The sequence below is a fragment of the Undibacterium parvum genome (assembly GCF_003955735.1).
Classification (GTDB): domain Bacteria; phylum Pseudomonadota; class Gammaproteobacteria; order Burkholderiales; family Burkholderiaceae_D; genus Undibacterium; species Undibacterium parvum.
Map to the genome: position 1 here is coordinate 3,512,386 of NZ_CP034464.1, position 21,248 is coordinate 3,533,633.

The window sequence follows — 21,248 nt, forward strand, 5'->3', positions numbered from 1 at the left end:
ACACTTGCCTCATTAATGCATTTCAGGAGTGGCAAAGATGGCGCAAATTTACTTGATCCGGCATGGTCAAGCTTCTTTCGGAAGTCAAAATTATGATCAGTTGTCCGATCTCGGGCTTGAACAAGCGCAGATACTAGGGCGCTGGTGGGCGGCACGCGATTTAAGTTCTACCCGGATTGTCAGCGGAAAAATGCAGCGCCATCTGCAAACTGCCCGTGCCTGCATCGCGCAGTTGACGGGCATGCCAGAGACGCAGTTGAACAGCGAGGATTGGCATAGCGATTTTGGCTTCAATGAATACAATCACCACGAAGTGCTGGCCAGGCATGTGCCAGCCTTCGACGATCCGGCTGAAGTAAAGAAATTTCTAATGAATACGCCGGATGGCAAAAGCGCTTTTCAAGAAATTTTTGCGCAGGCGATCGCGCGCTGGATGTCGGGTCACTTTGATCACGACTACGCCGAGACCTGGGCTAGTTTTCGGCAGCGCTGTGTGGATGCCTTGCAGCGACAGATGATGCATGTCGACCCCGCCAGAAATATCCTCATCTTCACTTCGGGCGGCACTATTTCTGCGCTGTGCCAGCACGTTTTGGGTTTTCCGGATGCGCGTTTTGCCGAGCTCAATTGGTCTTTGGTGAATAGTGGCGTGACCCGCTTCCATCTGCAGCCAGCCCTGTCAGCAGAACAGCCGGCCAAACTGGCTTTGGCTTATTTGAATAATTTTTCGCACCTGGAACAACTCAATCGTTCCGAACTTATTTCCTACGTTTAGCATAAGTCCCCTGGGTTTTTAATTTTTTACTGAGACAAGGAGCACCACATGGATTTCCAGTACAGCCCTAAAGTACAAGCACTACGCGCCCGTTTGATGGCTTTCATGGATGAACATATCTATCCGAATGAAGCGGTGTTCTTTGGCGAGATCGAAGCCAATCGCAAGACCGGTAATGCCTGGATACCGACCAAGATCGTCGAAGAACTCAAGGCCAAAGCGCGCGCCGCTGATCTGTGGAATTTGTTCTTACCCGAGTCCAAACTCGGCGCTGGTTTGACTAATCTGGAATACGCACCACTCTGTGAAATCATGGGGCGTTCGCTGTGGTCGGCCGAAGTATTTAATTGCTCCGCCCCAGATACCGGGAATATGGAAGTGTTTGCCCGCTACGCCACGCCAGCGTTACAAGACCTATGGCTCAAGCCCTTATTAAATGGCGAGATACGCTCTTGCTTTGCCATGACCGAACCCGAGGTTGCCTCCTCCGATGCTACCAATATCGAAGCCTCGATAGTGCGCGATGGCGACGAATATATCGTCAACGGCCGCAAATGGTGGTCTTCCGGCGCTAATGATCCACGCTGCAAAGTGTTTATTTTCATGGGCAAGAGCGATCCGCAGAATGCCAATCGCCATCAGCAACAATCGATGATCGTGGTACCACGTGATACTAAGGGCGTGACGATTTTGCGTCACTTGCCGGTGTTCGGTTACGACGACGCGCCGCATGGACATGGTGAAGTGCTGTTTGAGAATGTAAGGGTGCCGGCATCGAATATTTTACTCGGCGAGGGCCGTGGTTTTGAAATCGCTCAGGGACGTCTGGGCCCTGGGCGCATCCATCACTGCATGCGCCTGATCGGCCTGGCTGAAAAAGCGCTGGAAGATATGTGCAAGCGCTCGCTCAACCGGGTCGCGTTTGGCAAACCGGTGGCCGAGCAGGGCGTCACGCTGGAGCGTATCGCTAATTCGCGCATCTTGATAGACCAGGCACGTTTCCTGGTATTGAATGCCGCACAGATGATGGACACGGTAGGCAATAAAGCTGCCGCCAAAGAGATCGCCATGATCAAGGTAGCGGCACCGACTATGGCCTGTACCGTGATCGACTGGGCGATACAGGCGCATGGAGGAGCCGGCGTCTCTAACGATTTTGGTCTGGCGTATGCCTATGCACAGGCGCGCACCTTGCGCCTGGCCGATGGTCCGGACGAAGTGCATCGCAATCAGATTGGCAAGATGGAGCTGAAAAAATATAAAACGCAAACACGCTAATTATCGGCAAAAAAGGCAGACTGAAATTCATTTCAGCCTGCCTTTTTTAATGCCCATGCAAGGCCATACCGGCAGAAGTGCGCCCACCATCAAATAAAAAAGTGAGACAGACATGACAGAATATTCCTGGATCAAATCTTATCCCGAAGGTGTACGTTGGGATGCAGCACTTACAGAGACGATGCTGCCGCAATTATTAGATGATGCAGTAAAAAAATGGGCGCAGCGCCCAGCGCTGGAGTTCATGGGGCGGCAAATCAGCTATCAACAATTGCAGGTCATGGTGAATCAGGCTGCGAAAGGTTTCCAGCTGCTAGGCGTCAAACCCGGGGTGCATGTAGGTCTGTTTTTACCCAATACGCCGCATTATGTGATTTGCTTTTTCGGCATACTCAGGGCCGGTGGCACCGTGGTCAATTATTCGCCCCTGGATGCGGCTAAAGTGCTGGAGCACAAAATTGGCGATAGCCAGACCGATCTTCTGGTGACGCTGGACATGAACATGCTGTATCCGCAAATGGCCGCAATGTTAGGGCACACGCGTCTGAAAAAAATCATCGTCGGCAGTGTTGCCGAGATGTCGCCTGCCCCCGAGGCGGTGCGCGCTAAACTAGCGCAGGCCGGGCAATTGTGCGCCATCCCGGCAGATGCACAGCATCTGAGTTTTAGCCAGTTATGCGACAACGACGGGCAATTTACAGCGATTGCTGAGAGCGATCCGACACAGACCCTGGCTGTGTTGCAGTACACCGGTGGCACCACCGGCTTGCCCAAGGGCGCGATGCTGACGCATGCCAATCTGACTGCGGCCTGCAGCCAGATCATGGAGACCCTTAATTTAAAGCCGCGGGTGCTGGTGGAAGGTCAGGAGCGGGTGCTAGCCGTATTGCCGCTATTTCATATCTATGCGCTGACCGTGGATATGTTGTTTGGCTTGCGGCTGGGTGCCGAGATCGTCTTGCATACGCGCTTTGATGTGGAGGCGGTAGTCAAAGATCTGGCGCATAAAAAAATCACGGTATTCCCCGGAGTACCGACCATGTACAGCGCCATCATTCATTATCCGGCGATCAAAGAGTTTGATTTAAGCGCTTTGAAGTTTTGTAATTCTGGCGGTGCGCCGCTGCCGGCCGAAGTCTTGCAGCAATTTCAAACTCTGACCGGCTGCAGTTTGCTGGAAGGATGGGGCATGACCGAGACCTCGCCCACCGGCACTTTTACCCCGCTGACAGGTGCGCGCAGAGCTGGCTCTTGCGGTTTGCCTACACCTGGCATACGTTTTAAATTTATCAGTGTCGATGATCCACGTATGACGATGGCACAAGGCGAGCGCGGCGAGATGTGCGTGGCCGGGCCCAATATTATGTCGGGTTACTGGAATAAGCCCGAGGCCAATGCTGAGGCGTTTACCGCCGATGGATTTTTCCGCACCGGTGACGTTGGCTATATGGATGAAGATGGCTACATCTACATCGTCGACCGCACCAAAGACATGCTCTTATGCAGCGGCTATAACGTTTATCCACGCACCATAGAAGAGGCGATTTACGCCCACCCTGCAGTGGCGGAAGTGAGCGTGATCGGCATCCCCGATAGCTATCGCGGCCAATCGCCGAAAGCCTTCATTAAACTCAAAGACGGCGCAGCCACTTTTAATCTGGAGCAGCTGAAAGAATTTTTAACTCAGCGCATAGGCAAACATGAAATGCCGCAAGCAATGGAAATCCGCGAGCAGTTACCCAAGACACCGGTAGGCAAATTATCCAAGCGCGAATTGTATGAGGATGAGGCCAGAAAGCGCGCACTGTGAATTCGTTGAGCCGCTTTTAAAGGTTTTTAAATGGCAGCTGGCCGGATACGCAGTATCCATGCGGCTTAGCGGGCAGGCGGGCTGGGAAGCCACATGGATATTGCGCACTGGCGGCATGCCTTTTTGGGATTAAGCCAAGACGCTCAAAAAGGTAATTCGAAGCGGTAGCCGACGCCGTAGACCGATTGCAGGTAATCACTGTCGGGCAAGCGACTCAGGATTTTCTTGCGGATGTTCTTGATGTGCGAATCTATGGTGCGGTCATTGATGTCGCGCTGATCTTCGTGTGCGAAATCGAGTAGTTGCTGGCGTGAGTAGACGCGATCCGGATGGCTGATCAGCTCGCCCAGCAGACGGAACTCGACTGGGGTTAACGGCAGGGCGGTGGCGTCGATCAGGATACGCATCTGCGCATGGTCAACCACAAAGCGCGGCGTAGCGGGCGAGTTTGCTGCCATTGCTGCCGGAGTATTCTGCCTACCGGCGTCGGCGCTATGGCGGCGCAGATGGACCTTGGCGCGCGCCACCACTTCACGCGGGCTAAAGGGTTTGCAGACATAGTCGTCGGCGCCCGATTCCAGTCCCAGTAAACGGTCAATCTCATCGACTTTAGCGGTCAGCATGATGATGGGCAACTGGCTAAATGTCCTGACCTGTTTGCACAGTTCCAGACCATCTAGCCCGGGTAACATCAGGTCGAGCAAGAGCAGATCAGGCGCGTCTTGGCGTATCTGCGCCAAGGCGCTGATGCCGTCGGCCAGACACTCGACCAGATAGCCGCTGGCGACAAAATAATCGGCCAGCAAGGCGGCGATCTTGGGATCGTCTTCGACGATTAGGATGCGGCTAGGTTTAGTGCTGGAGTTGTCCATGTGCTTACTCACTTGTCTATGACTTTCGCAAAATCGCCCCAGCGTTCTTGTATCCGCCTTGCAGTGCCAAGTACGGTCTTCGGCGACTCGCCTCTGATTATGGCACTGCCGGCAGGCGAATTACAATTTTTATCCCGCCTAGACTGGAAGGCAGGGCGGCAATTTTTCCGTGATTCGATTCTACCAGCGCCTTGCAAATCGACAGGCCCAGACCGCTGCCACCGCGCTGGCGGCTACGGTCCTGGTCGGCGCGATACAGGCGCTCGAATAGCCGGGTATGGCTGCCATCGGGCACGCCGGGTGCGCTGTCCTCTAGCGTCAGCTCTATCAGCGGGCCGTTGCGGCTTAGGCTGCATTGCAGCTGGCCACCGGCATCGGTGTAACGCAAGCTGTTTTCTAATAAATTGCTGAGCACTTGCGTGAGGCGGCCAGCATCGGCCTTGACGTACAGCGGCTCTGACGGAATCTGGCTGCTCAGCGTCAGGCTGGCAGCCTGTATCCGTGGGCGGTAACGTTGCAGCGCTTCGCTCATGAGCGCGCACAAATCGATTCTTTGCAACTGAAACGCCAGCTCACCGGCATGCGCCAGATTGACCTGATGAATATCGTCGACCAGTTTGCCCAAATGCAGCACTTCTTCATGCAGTGATTTCAAAGCGTCCGCACTGGTCGGGCGAATCCCATCGATCAGCGCTTCAATCTCGCCGCGTATCACGGTCAGCGGCGTGCGCAGCTCGTGCGAGACGTTGGCCAGCATTTTGCTGCGTTGCGCTTCGTTTTGCTGCAGGGTTTGTGCCATCGCATTGACATGGCTTGCCAGTTCCCCCAGTTCATCTTGATTGACGATTTCGGCGCGCGCTTCCAGTTGTCCTTGCGAGATGCGTCTGGTCACGCTACGCAGCGATGCAACCGGCTTTAGCAGATGGCGCGCCAGCCAGACCGAGAGTAAGACCGAGAGCAAGATCAGAGCACCGGCCAGCCAGAGTATCTGACGCATCTGCGACAGCAGGAAACCGCTGGCGCTGGTGTGCGCGAGCTGGCGCAAGGGAGCCAGGCTCAAACTAGCGACGTTGCGGCCATCGACGACGACGGCTTGGACCCGGCCGGGCGGCGTGTCGCGCGGGCCTATCAGTACGCGGCCATCTTGATCGATCAGCGACAAACGCGGCCCGAAACCCATAGGGTCAGGTGCCGGCGGGCGGCCGGGAGGAAATTCTTCGCGCGGTGGGCGATCTTGGCGATCGGGACGATCAGGATGGTCAGGTCGGTCAGGTCGGTCAGGTCGGTCGGGGCGCTCAGGTCGCTCAGGCCGTTCAGATCGTGCGCGACCTGGCGGCGGCGGTCGCCGTGGCGGGCGCTGGTCTAAAGCATCGCTTACCCCCGCGCTGGCATCGGCGTTGCTCTGCTGGTCGGGTAAGCGTGCGCGTGCGGCATCGAGCACATCGCGCATGGCCCGGCGATTATCGGCAAACCTGTCGAGATTGCCATAGCGACGGTAATCCTCGGCAAACAGCAGACTCACTTCCTGCAGGTGCTCAGCTTCGAGTTGATTCAGGTAGCCGATGAAGCCGCTTTTTAAATTCTGGCTGGTGATCCACGCCATGGTGCCGACACTGAGTATCACAATGGCGACGATGGCAAGGGCGATTTTGCGGGCAATGGTCAGACGCAAGCTGTCCTCCTGTCAAGAGTCAGGGGCAAAGCGAGATCGTGGCAATTGGCACCAATAGGCTGCATGTCTGTGCTCGGTTTTTGTCTTTGCGGGCTTGCCATGTTTGGGGTTCTTGCATCGGTACGCGTCAATGATGCCCACATTATGCGTTTCAATTATGGAGCAATAATGGATTTCTCTATACAGATTTCGCTGCGCTTGCGGTGACCGGCGTGCATGAAACACCAAAAAAAATAGTAGGACAAATTTGTGGAAATAGGCGGTCCTCCATTTTTTCTCCACATTCGGGATTTATTCTGAGGTCTGCTTTAGTTTCATCGAGGCAAAAAACGCGCTTGAAGATACGCACTATGGGCCAGATTGAAGGAGACCTAAAATGAAGACTAGCTTACCAAACCGGCGCACATTAGCGCTGCCAGCGCTACTGCGCTTACTCGCAGTGGCGGGCGCAACGGCGCTGCCAGCCTATGCTGCTGCGCCCGTTGCGCAGCCCAACGAAGAAGGTGCTGCTTTGACCTTTAGCAGCACTGGTAGCATAGACACGAATAATCCATTTTTTAAGCCCTTTGGCAATGGCCGCGCTTGCGCCAGTTGCCATCAGGAGAGCCAGGGCTGGAGCGTCTCGCCTGCCGCATTGCAGGCGAGATTCACGCAAAGCAATGGCAACGACCCCATTTTCAAGCTCAATGATGGTGCCAACTCACCGAACGCCACTATCACCAGCCTGGAGCAAAAACGTGCTGCCTATAATTTGTTGCTATCCAAGGGCTTGATACGGGTCGGCTTGGCGATGCCTGCCGCGGCTGAATTTACCCTGGTCAAAGTGGAAGACCCGTATGGATACGCCAGTGCCAAAGAATTGTCGCTATTTCGCCGGCCTTTGCCGACCACCAACCTGAAATTTCAAAACACCGTGATGTGGGATGCGCGTGAAACCTTGATCGATGCACAATCCAAACTCTGCATTATCGGTAGCCGTCCAGCCAAGTGCTTTGCTCCGGTTGATGTCGACTTGCTGCATCAATCGAATAGCGCAGTGACCGGGCATGCTCAGGCCGCACAAGGCTTGACTGCAGCCGAACAACGCGCCATCGTTGATTTTGAAAAAACCTTATTCACCGCGCAGATCAGCAGCAAAGTTGCCGGTAGCCTCGATGCCGCAGGCGGCAAGGGCGGGCCACTGGCTTTGGCGCAAAACAATTTTTACTTTGGCATCAATGATGTACAAGAGGGCGATTATCAAACCGGTGCCGCTTTCAATCGCGCTGCCTTTTCCTTGTTCGGTGCCTGGCGTGGTCTGGATGTGCGTCCGCCACCACCGCCAGCGATCCCGGGGCGGCCAAGACCACCGGCTCCGCCGCCAGTAAGCAGCACCGATCTGGCACGCGCTTCAATTGCGCGTGGAGAGGCGATTTTCAATAACAAGCCATTTAATATCAGCGGGGTCGGCGGTTTTAATGATGAGTTACGGCGTCCTTTGCAGCGAGGCACTTGTACCAGTTGCCACAACACGCCGAATGTTGGCAGCAGTTCGGTGCCGCGCTTGTTTAACACCGGCACCTCCGACGCCCGCTTGCGTACTCCCGATCTGCCCTTGTACACGCTAAAAAATATCGCCACTGGCGAAGTGGTGCAGACCTCTGATCCGGGTAGCGCGATGCAGACCGGTAAATGGAAGGACATAGGGCGCGTCAAGGTGCCTAGCCTGAGAGCTCTTGAGGCCCGCTCGCCGTATTTTCACAATGGCTCGGTCAATGATCTGACGGCGCTGGTGAAGTTTTACGATAAGCGTTTTGGCATAGGTTTTACGCCGCAAGAGGTCGTCGATCTGACAGAGTTTCTGAAAGTGTTGTAATTTTTTAGAAAGCGTATGGCCGCCCACGCAAGCGCCATGCGCCTGCTGGCGGCATCGCCCCGCTAAGGCGCATGGGCTATGCGTGGCTGGCTTCGCTAGTTTGTCGGGAACAAAAGCTTTGCTGACGGTGCCAGACCAAAATTTCATTAATTGGCATGGGTTTGGCGACATGATAACCCTGTGCAAAATTGATCCCAAATGTACGAAGCAAATTGAGCGTTTCGATATTTTCGACAAATTCGGCAATAGTGAGCTTACCCGTCAGGTGAGCGATTTCATTGATGCTACGTACCATGGCACAATCGACTGCATCGGTCGCCATGTCTTTGACAAATTGCCCGTCTATCTTTAAATAATCCACAGGCAAATGTTTGAGATAGGCCATGGAAGACATGCCACTGCCAAAATCATCAAGTGAGCTGTGAGCGCCGCGCTGGTGCAACAGTTTAAAAAATTCTAATGCAATGTCGATATTTCCGATCGCGGCCGTTTCTGTGATTTCAAACGAGATTTTATTCGCAGGTACATGGCTTTGCTCAAGCGCAGCTGCGACGAAATGATGGAAGTCACGATCGCCTACTGTTTTCCCCGACAAATTGATTGCAATAGTCTCTATTTCAGAAATATCATTTTGATGGGCGTTCATCCATTCAAAAACATGAGTCACTACCCAGCGGTCGACCTGTGCTACCAAACCATAGCGCTCCGCCGCCGGGATAAACGCAGCGGGTGACACAAGTTTGCCGTCGTTCTCCCTCAAGCGAAGCAATACCTCAAAATGCAATTCTTTTCCGGCATCGGCATCCAATCGTATGATCGGCTGCGCAAAGAGTTCAAATCTATTTTCATCGATGCCTTGTTGCAGGCGTGTTGCCCACTGCATTTGATCGTGTTGAGCCAGGACCGCCTTATCCATATCTTCGTAAATATGGACGCGTCCCCGACCTTCATCCTTGGCCGCAAAACATGCCCCATCGGCAGCCTGCTGTGCTGCTTGCGCAGTCTCCCAGCGACTATCCAAGGGGGCGACACCGATGCTGGCACCAACCCGAAAAAATTTACCATCTTGCTGAAATCGTATTTGTGCGACCTTATCGCATACCGTTTGCGCAATCCTTTGAGCAATGTTTACGTCGCAGTCTTCCAATAAGAGGGCAAACTCATCGCCTCCCAGACGCGCTACCGTGTCCTTTGCCCGCACACTTTTCAACAGCAGCTCTGATACTTCTCTCAACAGCGCATCACCCGCGGCGTGGCCACAGCTATCGTTGACGATCTTAAACTGGTCAAGGTCAATACAACACAAGGCATGGCTAGTACCTGTGGAGATCGATGAATCAAACAGCTCCAACAGCAAACGATCAAATTCGGCACGGTTGGCTAATCCGGTGAGATGGTCGTGGGTCGCTCGCCGTTCCACCTCTTGTCTTAAGATGCGTTGCCCGGTGACGTCTCTAAAAACCATCACAACCCCTGTGATGACATTGCCAGAAGTAAAAATGGGGGCCGCAGAATCTTCCACTGCGTATTCGTTACCGTTTCTACTGATTAATACGGTGTCGCGCGCGAGCCCTACAATAGCGCGTTCTTGAAGACAGTGAGCAATCGGATTTTTTGCAGCGAGACGGCTGTGTTGATTAATAATATTGAAAACAGTGGTGACCGGTAGACCTATGGCATCGTTCAGTCGCCAGCCCGTTAATTGTTCTGCAATCGGGTTCAGATACTGTATTTTTTCAAATTCATCGGTCGTGATAACGGCATCACCAATAGAACTGAGCGTGACCCGTGTTCGCTCGTATTCATTGGCTAAAGCAATTTCCAGAGACTTACGTTCGCTGATATCTTTGATGTAACCATGCCATAAGGTACTGCCATCCGAGCGCGATTCTGGCGTGGCCTGGCCCTCAAGCCAAAGCATGCCACGCTTCGGTAAAATTACACGGTATTGTTGATGCCATACCGTAAGGTTTTTTGCCGATTCTGCGATTCCTTGGGAGATCGCATCGAGGTCATCCGGATGCACTCGCTTAAACGCCAAGTCAGAATTTCTTTGAACTTGCAGCGGGCTTAACTCATAAATGTTACGGATGCCCTCGCTGGCATAAGGAAAACGAGAGCTGCCATCGGCGCATAAAAGAAATTGATAAAGTGCGCCAGGAACTTGCTCGGTTGCCTTCCTGATTCGAAAAAGCTCATCTTCAAGACGTTGACGTTCATTTACCCGGATGACTACACACTCGGTGATTGCCGCATCAGCTTGATGACGTGTGATTGCATTTAACAGTACCGGTATTTGTTGCCCGTTTTCAGCCTCTAAGTTAATGGCAATTTCTTCGACATGGCCATGAATATGCAGCATCGCCATTACTTGCATGTGAAACATTAATTTGTTGGCCGATGACAGCAGTTGATCAAGAGGCTTACCGGGTAAATTCTCCTGAGGCGTACCTAGCATTACTGCCAGCGTGCGATTAACCGCGACCAATCGCAAGCTGCTGTCGAAAGAAAAAAACCCGCAGGGGGCATCGTCGACATTGAATGTAGATATGCTCATGAAAAATAAAGCTTCAGTTAGAATTTTCTAAGAACTGTTTGATCAGCTCAGTGGTTTCTTCGGGATGGCTCATGTGAGGGCAGTGACCTGTTGCCTTCATCTGCACTAAAGTACTTTGGGATAAATGCTTGCTGAGATATTCGCCGACTTCTAGCGGCGCAACTGAATCATGCTGGCACTGAAGTAGCAAGCAGGGCTTATCAAAATTGTCTAAATCTGCGCGATTGTCGGCCAGAAAAGTCGCCTCGGCAAAGCGTTTGGCAATCGGTGGATCCATTGCGCAAAAGCTGGCCTCCAGTTCCTGAGCCAACGCGGGTTGATCTGGATTTTTCGCCACCACGCCAGCCAGATAATTAGCCCAGCCGGGTTGATTGCGCGAAATTATGTCTAATAAACCTTCGATATCTGCAGGCTCAAAACCGCCAACATAGTTTGGCGGATCATTTAAATAGCGTGGCGAAGGGCAAATCATGACTAATCGTTCTATGCGCTGCGGCATTTTTGAGGCGGCCAGCAGACAGATCATGCTGCTCACCGAATGGCCAACGAGAATCACGTGGTGTAGATCTAGTGCATCGCATAATTCAATAATGTCTTGCGCATATCCGCTTAGTGAAGAATATCTATCGGGATCGTAGGCATCCAGATCTGATTGGCCAGCGCCGACATAATCGAAAAGGATGACTTTGAAATTTTCGTCGAAGGCAGGGCTGACTTTACGCCACATAACCTGATCGCATCCATAACCATGGGCAAAAATGATCGCTTGAGAGCCATTGCCAGATATACGAACGTTGTTTCTTTGCAAGATATTCATAGGAGGGCCTTTGTAATTGGAGTAAGAATGGAGTAAGAGTCGATCAATGTTATCAAGACCGGCTCCGGTACTATTCTTGAGCAGGGTGCGTCTACCCGTAAGAGCTATTCTGCCAATAAATCGATAGTACTATTGTGCCTTATTTAATAAATCTGGTGGCGGCTCATTGTTAAAAGAAGTGTGTCTTTGGTGTAATTTTAAATAGGCGGTGTTCGATAACATTGCCTACTCCGATCCTGGGATATCGTGTTTTTATAGTCTCCACTTTCGGCTAAAGGCTTTGACAAAGCGCTTGGCCTGTTTCTACAATGGCGGCGCTATCATCAACCTCCAGAGGCTGCGTCATCGAGCATTCCACCCCCATCATTTTGCAGCTGACCGAGTTAGAGTTTGCTTATCCAGAGCGTCCGCTTTTCAAGGATTTTTCCGCCAGTATCGCGGCCGGCGTGAGCCTGATACGTGGCGGCGATGGTGTCGGTAAAAGTAGTCTGCTGCGTCTGCTGGCGGGCCAATTGCCAGCGCAGCGCGGGCAACTTATTCTCAAGGGCATAGCGCTGGAGCAGCAGCCTGAACTGTATCGGCAACAGCTGTTTTATGGTGATCCTCAGGCGCTAGCCGCGGCGCACGATCAATGCAGTCCTGACGCCTATTTTGCCAACGTGGCGGCGCGCTATCCTCAGTTTGATAGCGCCTATCTGGCCGAGCTGATCGTGCAGCTGGGCTTGAGCCCGCATATGGGCAAGACCCTGTACATGCTGTCGACCGGCATCAAGCGCAAAGTCTGGCTGGCCGCCGCGTTCGCCTCCGGTGCGGCGCTCACTTTGCTCGACGATCCTTACGCCGCCCTGGATCAAACTTCGATACGCGCCGTGCTACACATCCTAAAAAGTTTTTCCGGGCAAACGCAGCGCGCCATCGTCTACAGCCATTACGAGCAAGCGGCCGGATTGGGATTGGCCAGCGTGATCGATCTTGGCGATTAAAAGTGGGGATCAGACACGGCATTAAACAAGGCATGCTCTAACACGCATATTCCATGCGGGTTTACAGAGCATCGTGCCTGTAGCCCGCGTGGAATATGCGCGTTGGCGCGGGTGGTTTTTAAATTTCTAATGTTTGCGTTATCTTTCCCTCGCGATGACCTATGGCGTAGAGCGCTGTCTTATGCTTAGCCAAAGCCCTTCACTCAAACCCTATTGAAAAAAGAATACAGCCCCCAATATCCCATTCATGTTATTTTGCTTATAATTGTTTAATGTCATCTGCCTGAGACTTTGCTGAGCGATACTGGAAATTAGTCAGCGCTAAGCTGTCACAAGGCCTCACATTTTTTTTGGGATTTTAAATGCTACTTGGTGATTTACAGCACACCACACTGACGCTGCCTGCGGTGTTGGAACAGGGCCTAGCGTATTTACGCGCTACCGATTTTAGTCAGATGGTGGCCGGCAAATATCCTATAGATGGCGAGAATATGTTCGCGCTGGTGCAAGATCCTGTGACGCAAGCCTGGGACACCGGCCTGCCTGAGTTTCATGCGCGCTATCTGGATATTCAATGTCTGTTGGAGGGCGAAGAGGCTATCGGTTATGCGCCCGCCGATCGCAGTTTGGCGAGGATCACCGATCATTTGGTCGAACGTGATATCGCCTTTGTCGCGCAACAAGCCGGCGAGACGCGGCTGCTGATGCGGCCTGGTATGTATGCGATATTCTTCCCAGGTGAATTGCACCGGCCTTGCCGCGCAGCGGGCTTGCCTATGCAGATTAAAAAAGTTGTCATCAAAATTTCGGCTGAACTCTTGCAGTCTTAATCTTCCACTAAATTATTTTTCCGTATTTATTTTTTATAATTATTTTTTCGATTTAAGCACTTTCATTTTTTGGAGTCCTCTCATGAAAAAACTACTCAGTATCGCCATCCTCGCCGCTACTTTGTCTGGCTGCGGCTACAACTCTTTGCAATCGCAAGATGAGGCGGTCAATGCGGCCTGGTCCGAGGTTTTGAATCAATACCAGCGCCGCGCCGATCTGGTGCCCAATCTGGTGAATGTGGTCAAGGGCTATGCCAAGCATGAAGAAGAAGTTTTGTTGGGCGTGACCGAAGCGCGCGCCAAGGTCGGCAGCATGCAGATCACACCCGAGTTAGCGAAAGACGAAGTGGCTTTGAAAAAATTTCAGGAAGCGCAAGCCGGCATGACATCGGCGCTGTCGCGCTTGATGGTGGTGGCGGAGAAATATCCAGATCTGAAAGCGAATGAAAATTTCCGTGATCTGTCGGCGCAGTTAGAAGGCACAGAAAACCGCATCACGGTCTCGCGCAATCGCTACATCAAGGAAGTGCAAAGCTTTAATACCACGGCACGCTCTTTTCCGACTAACTTGACGGCCAAAATGTTCGGTCTCAACGTTAAGCCTAACTTTAGCGTAGAGAATGAAAAAGCGATTTCTGCGGCACCGAAAGTTGACTTTAATACCGAGAAAAAATAATGCGTCTGCGCGTGTTTGCTGGTTTTTTAGCTCCCTTGCTGGCGCTGCTGGTGGTGCTGGTGGGCTGCGCCGTGAGTGCCAGCGCGCAGGCCGACATCATCGCGGTGCCGCCGCTGAGTCAGCGCGTCACCGATCTGACGCAGACCTTAAATAGCGAACAAATCGGCGCACTCACTGCGCAATTGGCTAGTCTGGAGCAAGCCAAGGGCAGCCAACTAGCGGTGCTGATTGTGCCGAGCACTGGCGATGAGAGCATAGAGCAATTTGGCATACGCGTGGTCGACGTCTGGAAGCTGGGGCGCAAAGGCGTAGATGACGGCGTGCTCTTGCTGGTGGCTAAAAACGACAGAACCGTGCGGATAGAAGTAGGGCGCGGGTTGGAAGGTGCTTTACCCGATGTCACGGCGTTTCGCATCATCCGTGAATTCATTGTTCCGGCTTTTAGCAAGGGCGATTTTGCTGGCGGTATCCAAGTCGGGGTAGAAAAAATCAGCAGCGTCATCCAGGGCGAAGCTTTGCCTGCACCGAAAGCCAGTGCCAATTATGGCGCTGAGGCTGGAATAGAAGAATTTAGAATACTAGGTTTTCATCCGCTCACTTTGGGCTTGATGCTGTTGGGTGGCTTCATCCTGAGTCAGGTCGCTGGCAACTGGGTGGGGCGTGGCGGGGTCACTGCAGCCGCTGCAGCGGCCGCCTTAGCGACCGGCACGCCGATCTGGCTGGCGCTGGCCTTCGGTGGCGGTATGGCGATCTTGCTGACGATAGTTTCTAGCCGCATCTTCCTGGAAATTCTTAGTCTGTTGATACAAATGCGAGGCGGCGGTGGTGGTGGAGGCGGCGGATTTGGTGGCGGCGGTGGTGGTTTTGGTGGCGGTGGCGCCTCGGGAAAATGGTAATGACGCACAAGCACACGACAACGAGTACTAAAACCAGCACGGCAGCCAACACCGCATTTGGAAATCGCTGCGCGCGTTATTTTCAGCATCTTAAACCGCATGCCTATCGCTCTCATTTCGATGCAGCGCGCAAGGCCGAGCTTGGCGCACTGATCCAGGCAGCCGAATGCGGTCACCGCGGCGAGATCCGCTTAGTGGTCGAAGCCAAGTTGCCGCTGCGTCTGATCATGCAAAAATGCAGTACGCGTCAGCGCGCGCTAAGCTGGTTCTCGGATCTGCGGGTCTGGGATACTGAAGGCAATACCGGCATCCTCTTGTATCTGCTGTTGGCAGAAAATACGCTGGAGATCGTTGCCGACCGCGGCATCGCCGGTAAAGTCCCGCAAGCACAATGGGATGCCATCTGTCAGCAACTACAGCAAGATCTGGCCGCCGGCCAAGTGCAGCAAGGCATCAAGAGCGCCATCACGCAACTGGGGCAATTGCTGACCCAGCATTTTCCTATCGCAGCGGGTGCGGCGAATCCGAATGAGTTGTGTAATGAACCGGTGATTGTTGTTTAAAATGTGTGGCTGTTCATTCGCTATGAAACGATCATTTTTTGAGTACGAAACCTTCCTTAACCGTCATGCCGGACTTGATCCGGCATCCAGTTTGACACACCTAAAGGTGAATTATGGATACCGGATCAAGTCCGGTATGACGATAGCGAGGGGATTTGGCATCGTCATCATAGCGGCTGAATAGTCACTAAAATTTAACTATAGATATTGCAGAGATAGGTCTGCAAGACGCAAAAGTATCTGATTTTAAAAGGAAGGCGCATATTCCATGCACCTTACCAGCCTATTTCGTGCTGCAGGGCGCATGGGGATTGCGCATTCATTTTTTAATTTCAGATTTCACTTAGCGGCAATACACTTTTCGCCCAAAGCAAAGCTGGCTTTGTGTATCAAGCCGTCGAGCACTTCATAAATACACAGCATTTCTATACTGCCTTTGCCTTCGGGGAAATTGCGTGTGATCAGTTCCAGATCGACGATGATATTGCCCATCACGCTGCGGTTCAGCAGTCTGGCGTGCAAGTCGGGCTCGGTGAAACGGCTGCTGATGCGCGCGCGCATGTCGGCGTGGCCGCTCGCCAGTAGGTCGCCGTGCAGCGTGTATTGCTGCGCATCGACGGCGTAGCAAGCCAGCCAGCCATCGACGTCTTTGGCGTTATACATATCGAGCTGATGTTGTATCAGTGCGGCGGGCGTAAAGGTTTTGCTCATAGTGTCAGGCTCTCGCGTCAAACTTGATTTTCTATTTGCAGCGTATAGCTGCCGCCATGTTCTCCGGCCTTGGCGATGATATTACCCTGACCCCGGATGCCGGAAAAATCACCAGTGCCGCTGTTGGCGACGATAGTCAGACTTCCGCTCACGCCTGTTGTGGGCGAGTAGATGCCCTCGTGTTTGAGGACAAAGCTGCCTTGCAGCGTACCGACTTGGCCGACGATGCGCTCATAGCCGCTAAACAGCACATCATCAGCTGGCGTAATCGGGTAGACAAATAAATATTCTAAAGTGCCCAGCCCGTCTAATGCGCCGCTGAAAGTGTTGGCGATACTGGCGCGACTTAGTTTGCCTGCCTCTGGCATTTCGTGGAAAGCGGTTTCTGACCAGCTTGCAACGCTAAATTGCCAGACTATTTTTTGTGGGAGAGACATAGCGGTTTCCTTAAGGTCTAAGCTGGGCCACAGAGCTCAGCGGGGAATTGTTTTTTTGAGTAGAGAGTGTAGCGTATTTTAGCGAGGAAATATCGCAGGAAACGCTTTGCACATCATTGCCAGGTACGCAAAAAGACCAAGCTAAAATCTTCGAAAAAAAACTGTGAAGTGGCAAGCCGCGCGCGGTGTCGGTATTGCGGGGGAGGGGAGGTGCAGCGATGCTAGACGCTCCAGAAATACGTCTTTAGGATTTTCAAACGCTTTGCGCAATATCCATGCGCCTTTCCAGAGCATATTGGCCTGTAAGGCGCATGGATACTGCGCACTTGATTTTAATAAGTCCCTTTTACAAACCTAACTCACTCAAACCCGGATGATCGTCCGGCCGGCGTCCTTGCGGCCAATGGAATTTGCGGTCGGCTTCGGAGATAGGCAGATCGTTGATGCTGGCGAATCGTTTTTGCATCAAGCCGTTTTCGTCGAACTCCCAATTCTCGTTGCCGTAAGAGCGCGTCCAGTTACCGTCCAGATCTTTCGACTCGTAAGCAAAGCGCACCGCGATGCGATTGCCCTCGTAGGCCCAGAGCTCCTTGATCAGGCGGTACTCAGTTTCCTGGGCCCATTTGCGGGTCAGAAATTCGACAATTTGATCATGCCCGCGTGGGAACTCGGCGCGGTTGCGCCAGATACTGTCGACCGTGTAGGCCAGTGCCACCTTGGCCGGGTCGCGGGTGTTCCAGCCATCTTCGGCCAGACGTACTTTTTGCATTGCCGTTTCGCGGGTAAATGGCGGGAACGGCGGACGTGGCGGATTTTCTTTGCTCATATTGGCTCCATGTGGTGTGGTGGGGACGTCTATAAATCTAATACTAATTCTTGTGACTTGGCGCGTGAGACACAGATGCACATAGCATGCTTTTTCTCTTGGTCGCTGAGTACGGTATCGCGGTGTTCTGGCTCGCCGCCCAGCACCTTGACCGTGCAAGTGCCGCAATTGCCGACCTCGCATTCGGCAAAGGCTGGCACGCCGGCCGCACGGACTGCATCGAGTACGCTTTGATCATGCTTGACCATGATCACTTTTTTGCTGCGTCTGAGTTCTACCCGGATTTCCTGGTCTTGTGCCGAGTGCAGCGCGACAAAGCGTTCATAGCGTAGCCGTTGTTGATCTATGCCGGCCGCCTTGGCGCTTGCCAGTACCGCCGCGATTAAGTTCTCAGGGCCGCAGACGTAAAACAGCGCGTCAGCAGGGGCCTCTTGCATCAGATTATCCAAGTCTAAGCGTATTCCTTGATCGCCAGGGTAGGCGTGCATGTTTTGCCCCAGTTCGCGCTGCAGACGATCGCGATACGCCATCTGGTTGATGCTGCGCCCGGCATAATGCAGACTCACAGTACGTGCTTGCGCTTTTAACTGTTGTGCCATTGCCTTGATCGGCGTGATGCCTATGCCGCCCGCGATCAAGATACTAGGCGCGGTGCTGGTATGCAGCGCAAAGTCATTGCGTGGCTGATCGCAATGCAGGCGCATGCCTAACTCAAACAAATCATGCACCGCGATTGAGCCGCCACGCCCGTCGGCTTCGCGCAAGACGGCGATCTCGTAGATGTCGCGGCGGGCAGGGTTAGAACTGATGGAGTATTGGCGGGTGGCGCTCTGGCCGTCGGCCAGCACGACGGGCACCCGCAAATGGGCACCGGCTTCTACCTTGGGCAAAGCACTGCCATCGGGACGGCGCAATTCAAAGGCGCGCACCCGTGGCGTTAGCTGGCGCACTCCGGTGATGCATAACTCTAAAGGTCCATTGCCCAGACTCTGAACTTTCGCGGCGGGGCTGGCTGCGGGTGTCTGTTGATAAAGTTCGGCCAACTCTTGTTTGAGCAGGCGGTTTTGCTCCAGCACTGCTGCCATCTGTTGCTCCACTTGCTCCTGTACTTGTTGCGCGCTGAAACGCTGGGTAATGTGTTGGGGGCAGTTCCACTCTATCGCCTCTACCGTGATGATGACGGCGCGCTCGATACGGGCGCGGTAATGACCCATTTCTAATTGAGCGATCAGTTCAGGCTGCTCGTGTTCGTGGACGATTTTGGCGGTGCCCCAGATTTTAAGGCGACGCCGGTTTGGGTAGTCCATCAGGATAATCGAGATGCGACTGGTGGCGTTGAGATTGCCTACACTGAGGTATTGAGCATTGCCGGAAAAATCGGCATAGCCCAGGGTTTTTTCATCGAGCGCCTTGAGAAAACCAACCGGGCCGCCGCGGTGCTGTACATACGGCCAGCCATTTTCTGAAATAGTGGCTTGATAGAAACTGTCGCGTGCCATGATGAAGTCGGCATCGCGTTGTTCTAGAAAATCACGTTTTTCTTCCACTAGTTCAAAACCACGGTTCGCCTCGCGACTGCCGTACCGGCTCTGTGCGGCTTTAACGCTGGGGGTGAAACTGATATCGGCAAAGGCACGTGACATGGTGAACTCCAAAATAAAAGTGGCAAAACGCTGGCTGGCTTAGCTGGTGCCGGCTGTATCGGCGCGCACCAGCTAGATCTTCAAAATTACAGACTAACTTTTGGGAAGTCGATTTCTAAACGAGAAGCCTTACCCAAAATGGTGGTCAACAGCGTCATGCCTACGTGGGTAATGACTTCGACGATATCGGACTCAGAATAACCGACTGCGCGCATTTCCAATAATTCTGCGGTAGTGACTTCACCTTGATGCTCGACTAAAGACTGGGCGAATTTGACGGCGACCGCTGCCTTGGCATCCTTACTCGAGCCAGCGCGATTCGCTTCCATTTCGGCATTATCTAAACCAGTGCCGCGTCCAATTGCAGTATGGGCGGAAACACAGTATTCGCAAGAATTTTTCTGCGCAACAGTGAGCGCAATACGTTCGCGCGTCTGGGCATCGAGGCTGCCTTCGCTAGCGATGCTATGCAAGCCTAAGAAGGCGCGCAGAGCCGAAGGGGAGTTGGCAAAGACTTTTAAAAAGTTAGGCACCATGCCCAGTTTTGCTTGTATTGCAGAAAGCAATTCTTGTTGTTCTGGGGTGGCAGTGGCGGTGGTGACGAGGTTGATGCGGCTCATGATATTTCCTATTCGTAAGTGGTAAGTGGCTAATGTTGATTAAGGGTATTTTTTTCAGACGACGCTGTGGCGTAGGTAGAACTATGAAGCAAGTCGTTCAACATAAGAATCTCTGTAATCGGTAATACATTATTTCGTTGAGTGGAATAATGTGGGCGCCCGTAAGGGATAATTCGGCAGCAGGCAAAATCGGACTAGAAAGCGATGGACTGGTGCGCTCCTCTCGCCGTATGGAAGCGCCATCTTCCGAACTCGCCTAGCTAGCAGCGTTTTAGGTAAGTCTTCAGTAAATCGCTTGTTTTACGTGTAAGCGAACATCGAAGTTTTATTTTTTTTACGTGTAAATAAGTTGGTCTGGTCGGATTTTTTTACACATTTCCCGCAACTCACGCCTGTATCTTCTTGCAATTGAGCTGGCACGCTAATTGCGAATACTCCTGTTATCAAACGCTAATTATCGCTCTCAGAGTTGAGTCTTAGCGGCACACTGACAATTAGCAAAGCAATTATTGCGGGAGGTAAATATTATGTTCAGCTATTTTTTAGAAGACTATTCATGGCTGATGGCCGTGTTTTGTTTCATCAGTATCTTCCTATTGTGGTTGCGCAGAGCACCGATGCCACGCGAGAACGCGCGGCCCGCAGCTGATTGGGAGCGCAGCATTATCATGCCGAAAGTGTCCGATGCAATGCTGGGCGACTCTGGACGCTTAAGCCGCGATGCTAGCGGCAGTTCGCAGCACAGCGCAAGGCTAGCGGTCATGCCGCTCAAGCGGACTAGCAACTCGCCAGCGGGATACAAAGACGATGATTTGTTCGATTTTGAACCTAGTACCATAGGCGCTGGGATAGTTGTGGAGCAGACTTCAACGCTGCAACAAGCGCAATTTTGGGCCGATCTGGGGATGCCGGGTGAGACCATTGCAATACTCTCGCCGATTATTGCTGAAGATGCCAACCCGGCTAGCTGGCTGTTGCTGATGGATGCGTATGTCCGTTGTGGTATGCAGGCCGAATACCAGGATCTAGGCCTTAAGTTTAGCGCCCAATTTAATGGACAAGTACCGAGTTGGGAGCTGCGCCAATCTGCTTATGTGCAAAAAGGTTTGAACGACTACCCAGAATTAGAAAAGCGCATACATCAAAGGCTAGCGCAAAGCGATGGTGCGCTATGGTTAGCACAGTTATTGCGCGATGATAGAGGCGGCAAACGCCAGGGTTTTGAGTATGCGGTGTATTGCGATTTGGTCAGACTTTACGAGACACTGGAGCCGAATAGTTAGTTACTTAATTAAACCCATATTGAAGCGTATAGGCATGGACTGCCTTAACTATTGACGAAAAAAATCTCAAAAGCTGAGCGGCGTTTTGAGATTTTTTATTCGCCTCGATAGTGCAGGCCTCATTTTCATTTGCGGCTATTTAGT

At 52.7% G+C, this 21,248-nt stretch carries 19 protein-coding genes; 10 read left to right on the forward strand and 9 right to left on the reverse strand.

What is annotated here, in order from left to right:
* Window positions 1-37: 37 nt before the first annotated feature.
* The 3 genes from EJN92_RS15390 (at window position 38) to EJN92_RS15400 (ending at window position 3,863) form a co-directional block, all read left to right on the forward strand.
* Window positions 38-775, forward strand: coding sequence for a histidine phosphatase family protein (locus EJN92_RS15390; protein ID WP_126128634.1), 738 nt, complete (start codon window positions 38-40; stop codon window positions 773-775).
* A 48-nt stretch (window positions 776-823) separates the two neighbouring features.
* Window positions 824-2,053 (forward strand): acyl-CoA dehydrogenase family protein, encoded by a 1,230-nt coding sequence (locus EJN92_RS15395; protein ID WP_126128635.1) that lies wholly within the window; start codon window positions 824-826, stop codon window positions 2,051-2,053.
* A gap of 112 nt (window positions 2,054-2,165) precedes the next feature.
* Entirely contained in the window at window positions 2,166-3,863 is a 1,698-nt protein-coding gene (locus EJN92_RS15400; RefSeq protein WP_126128636.1) for a long-chain-fatty-acid--CoA ligase, read from the forward strand.
* A 143-nt stretch (window positions 3,864-4,006) separates the two neighbouring features.
* On the opposite strand, the gene EJN92_RS15405 is transcribed toward EJN92_RS15400, so the two are convergent.
* Window positions 4,007-4,735, reverse strand: coding sequence for a response regulator (locus tag EJN92_RS15405; protein WP_126128637.1), 729 nt, complete (start codon window positions 4,733-4,735; stop codon window positions 4,007-4,009).
* Window positions 4,736-4,832: 97 nt separating this feature from the next.
* Entirely contained in the window at window positions 4,833-6,407 is a 1,575-nt protein-coding gene (locus tag EJN92_RS15410; protein ID WP_126128638.1) for an ATP-binding protein, read from the reverse strand.
* Between the two features lie 376 nt (window positions 6,408-6,783).
* Here EJN92_RS15410 and EJN92_RS15415 point away from each other — a divergent pair, with 376 nt between their 5' ends.
* Window positions 6,784-8,262, forward strand: a complete 1,479-nt coding sequence (locus EJN92_RS15415) for a cytochrome C (protein ID WP_126128639.1) — start codon at window positions 6,784-6,786, stop codon at window positions 8,260-8,262.
* A gap of 76 nt (window positions 8,263-8,338) precedes the next feature.
* On the opposite strand, the gene EJN92_RS15420 is transcribed toward EJN92_RS15415, so the two are convergent.
* Complete coding sequence (locus EJN92_RS15420; protein WP_126128640.1) at window positions 8,339-10,819, reverse strand: EAL domain-containing protein; 2,481 nt, start codon at window positions 10,817-10,819, stop codon at window positions 8,339-8,341.
* Window positions 10,820-10,832: 13 nt separating this feature from the next.
* Window positions 10,833-11,636 (reverse strand): alpha/beta fold hydrolase, encoded by an 804-nt coding sequence (locus EJN92_RS15425; RefSeq protein ID WP_126128641.1) that lies wholly within the window; start codon window positions 11,634-11,636, stop codon window positions 10,833-10,835.
* Window positions 11,637-11,944: 308 nt separating this feature from the next.
* Here EJN92_RS15425 and EJN92_RS15430 point away from each other — a divergent pair, with 308 nt between their 5' ends.
* The 5 genes from EJN92_RS15430 to EJN92_RS15450 all read left to right on the forward strand — a co-directional run bounded on the left by EJN92_RS15430 (window position 11,945) and on the right by EJN92_RS15450 (window position 15,584).
* Window positions 11,945-12,619, forward strand: coding sequence for an ABC transporter ATP-binding protein (locus tag EJN92_RS15430; RefSeq protein WP_126128642.1), 675 nt, complete (start codon window positions 11,945-11,947; stop codon window positions 12,617-12,619).
* Window positions 12,620-12,981: 362 nt separating this feature from the next.
* A complete protein-coding gene (locus EJN92_RS15435; protein WP_126128643.1) occupies window positions 12,982-13,449 on the forward strand; it encodes a NanQ anomerase/TabA/YiaL family protein in 468 nt (155 codons plus the stop codon).
* Window positions 13,450-13,531: 82 nt separating this feature from the next.
* Entirely contained in the window at window positions 13,532-14,125 is a 594-nt protein-coding gene (locus EJN92_RS15440) for a LemA family protein (RefSeq protein ID WP_126128644.1), read from the forward strand.
* Entirely contained in the window at window positions 14,125-15,021 is an 897-nt protein-coding gene (locus tag EJN92_RS15445) for a TPM domain-containing protein (RefSeq protein WP_126128645.1), read from the forward strand. The genes EJN92_RS15440 and EJN92_RS15445 overlap by 1 nt, the downstream gene beginning before the upstream one ends.
* Complete coding sequence (locus EJN92_RS15450) at window positions 15,021-15,584, forward strand: TPM domain-containing protein (RefSeq protein ID WP_157984377.1); 564 nt, start codon at window positions 15,021-15,023, stop codon at window positions 15,582-15,584. Before EJN92_RS15445 ends, EJN92_RS15450 begins: the two co-directional genes overlap by 1 nt.
* Before the next feature lie 339 nt (window positions 15,585-15,923).
* Here the strand turns inward: EJN92_RS15450 and EJN92_RS15455 are convergent, their stop codons facing one another.
* The 5 genes from EJN92_RS15455 to EJN92_RS15475 all read right to left on the reverse strand — a co-directional run bounded on the left by EJN92_RS15455 (window position 15,924) and on the right by EJN92_RS15475 (window position 19,821).
* Complete coding sequence (locus EJN92_RS15455) at window positions 15,924-16,295, reverse strand: nuclear transport factor 2 family protein (RefSeq protein ID WP_126128647.1); 372 nt, start codon at window positions 16,293-16,295, stop codon at window positions 15,924-15,926.
* 17 nt (window positions 16,296-16,312) lie between these two features.
* On the reverse strand, window positions 16,313-16,732 hold the full coding sequence (locus EJN92_RS15460; RefSeq protein ID WP_126128648.1) for a DUF3224 domain-containing protein: 420 nt from the start codon (window positions 16,730-16,732) through the stop codon (window positions 16,313-16,315).
* A gap of 346 nt (window positions 16,733-17,078) precedes the next feature.
* A complete protein-coding gene (locus EJN92_RS15465) occupies window positions 17,079-17,558 on the reverse strand; it encodes a nuclear transport factor 2 family protein (protein WP_126128649.1) in 480 nt (159 codons plus the stop codon).
* Window positions 17,559-17,587: 29 nt separating this feature from the next.
* The gene (locus tag EJN92_RS15470) at window positions 17,588-19,201 is read right to left on the reverse strand and encodes a 2Fe-2S iron-sulfur cluster-binding protein (protein WP_126128650.1); all 1,614 of its coding nucleotides are present in this window, start codon (window positions 19,199-19,201) and stop codon (window positions 17,588-17,590) included.
* A gap of 86 nt (window positions 19,202-19,287) precedes the next feature.
* The gene (locus EJN92_RS15475; RefSeq protein ID WP_126128651.1) at window positions 19,288-19,821 is read right to left on the reverse strand and encodes a carboxymuconolactone decarboxylase family protein; all 534 of its coding nucleotides are present in this window, start codon (window positions 19,819-19,821) and stop codon (window positions 19,288-19,290) included.
* 527 nt (window positions 19,822-20,348) lie between these two features.
* On the opposite strand from EJN92_RS15475, the gene EJN92_RS15480 reads away from it, so the two are divergent.
* Window positions 20,349-21,104, forward strand: a complete 756-nt coding sequence (locus tag EJN92_RS15480; RefSeq protein WP_126128652.1) for a hypothetical protein — start codon at window positions 20,349-20,351, stop codon at window positions 21,102-21,104.
* Window positions 21,105-21,248: the final 144 nt, after the last annotated feature.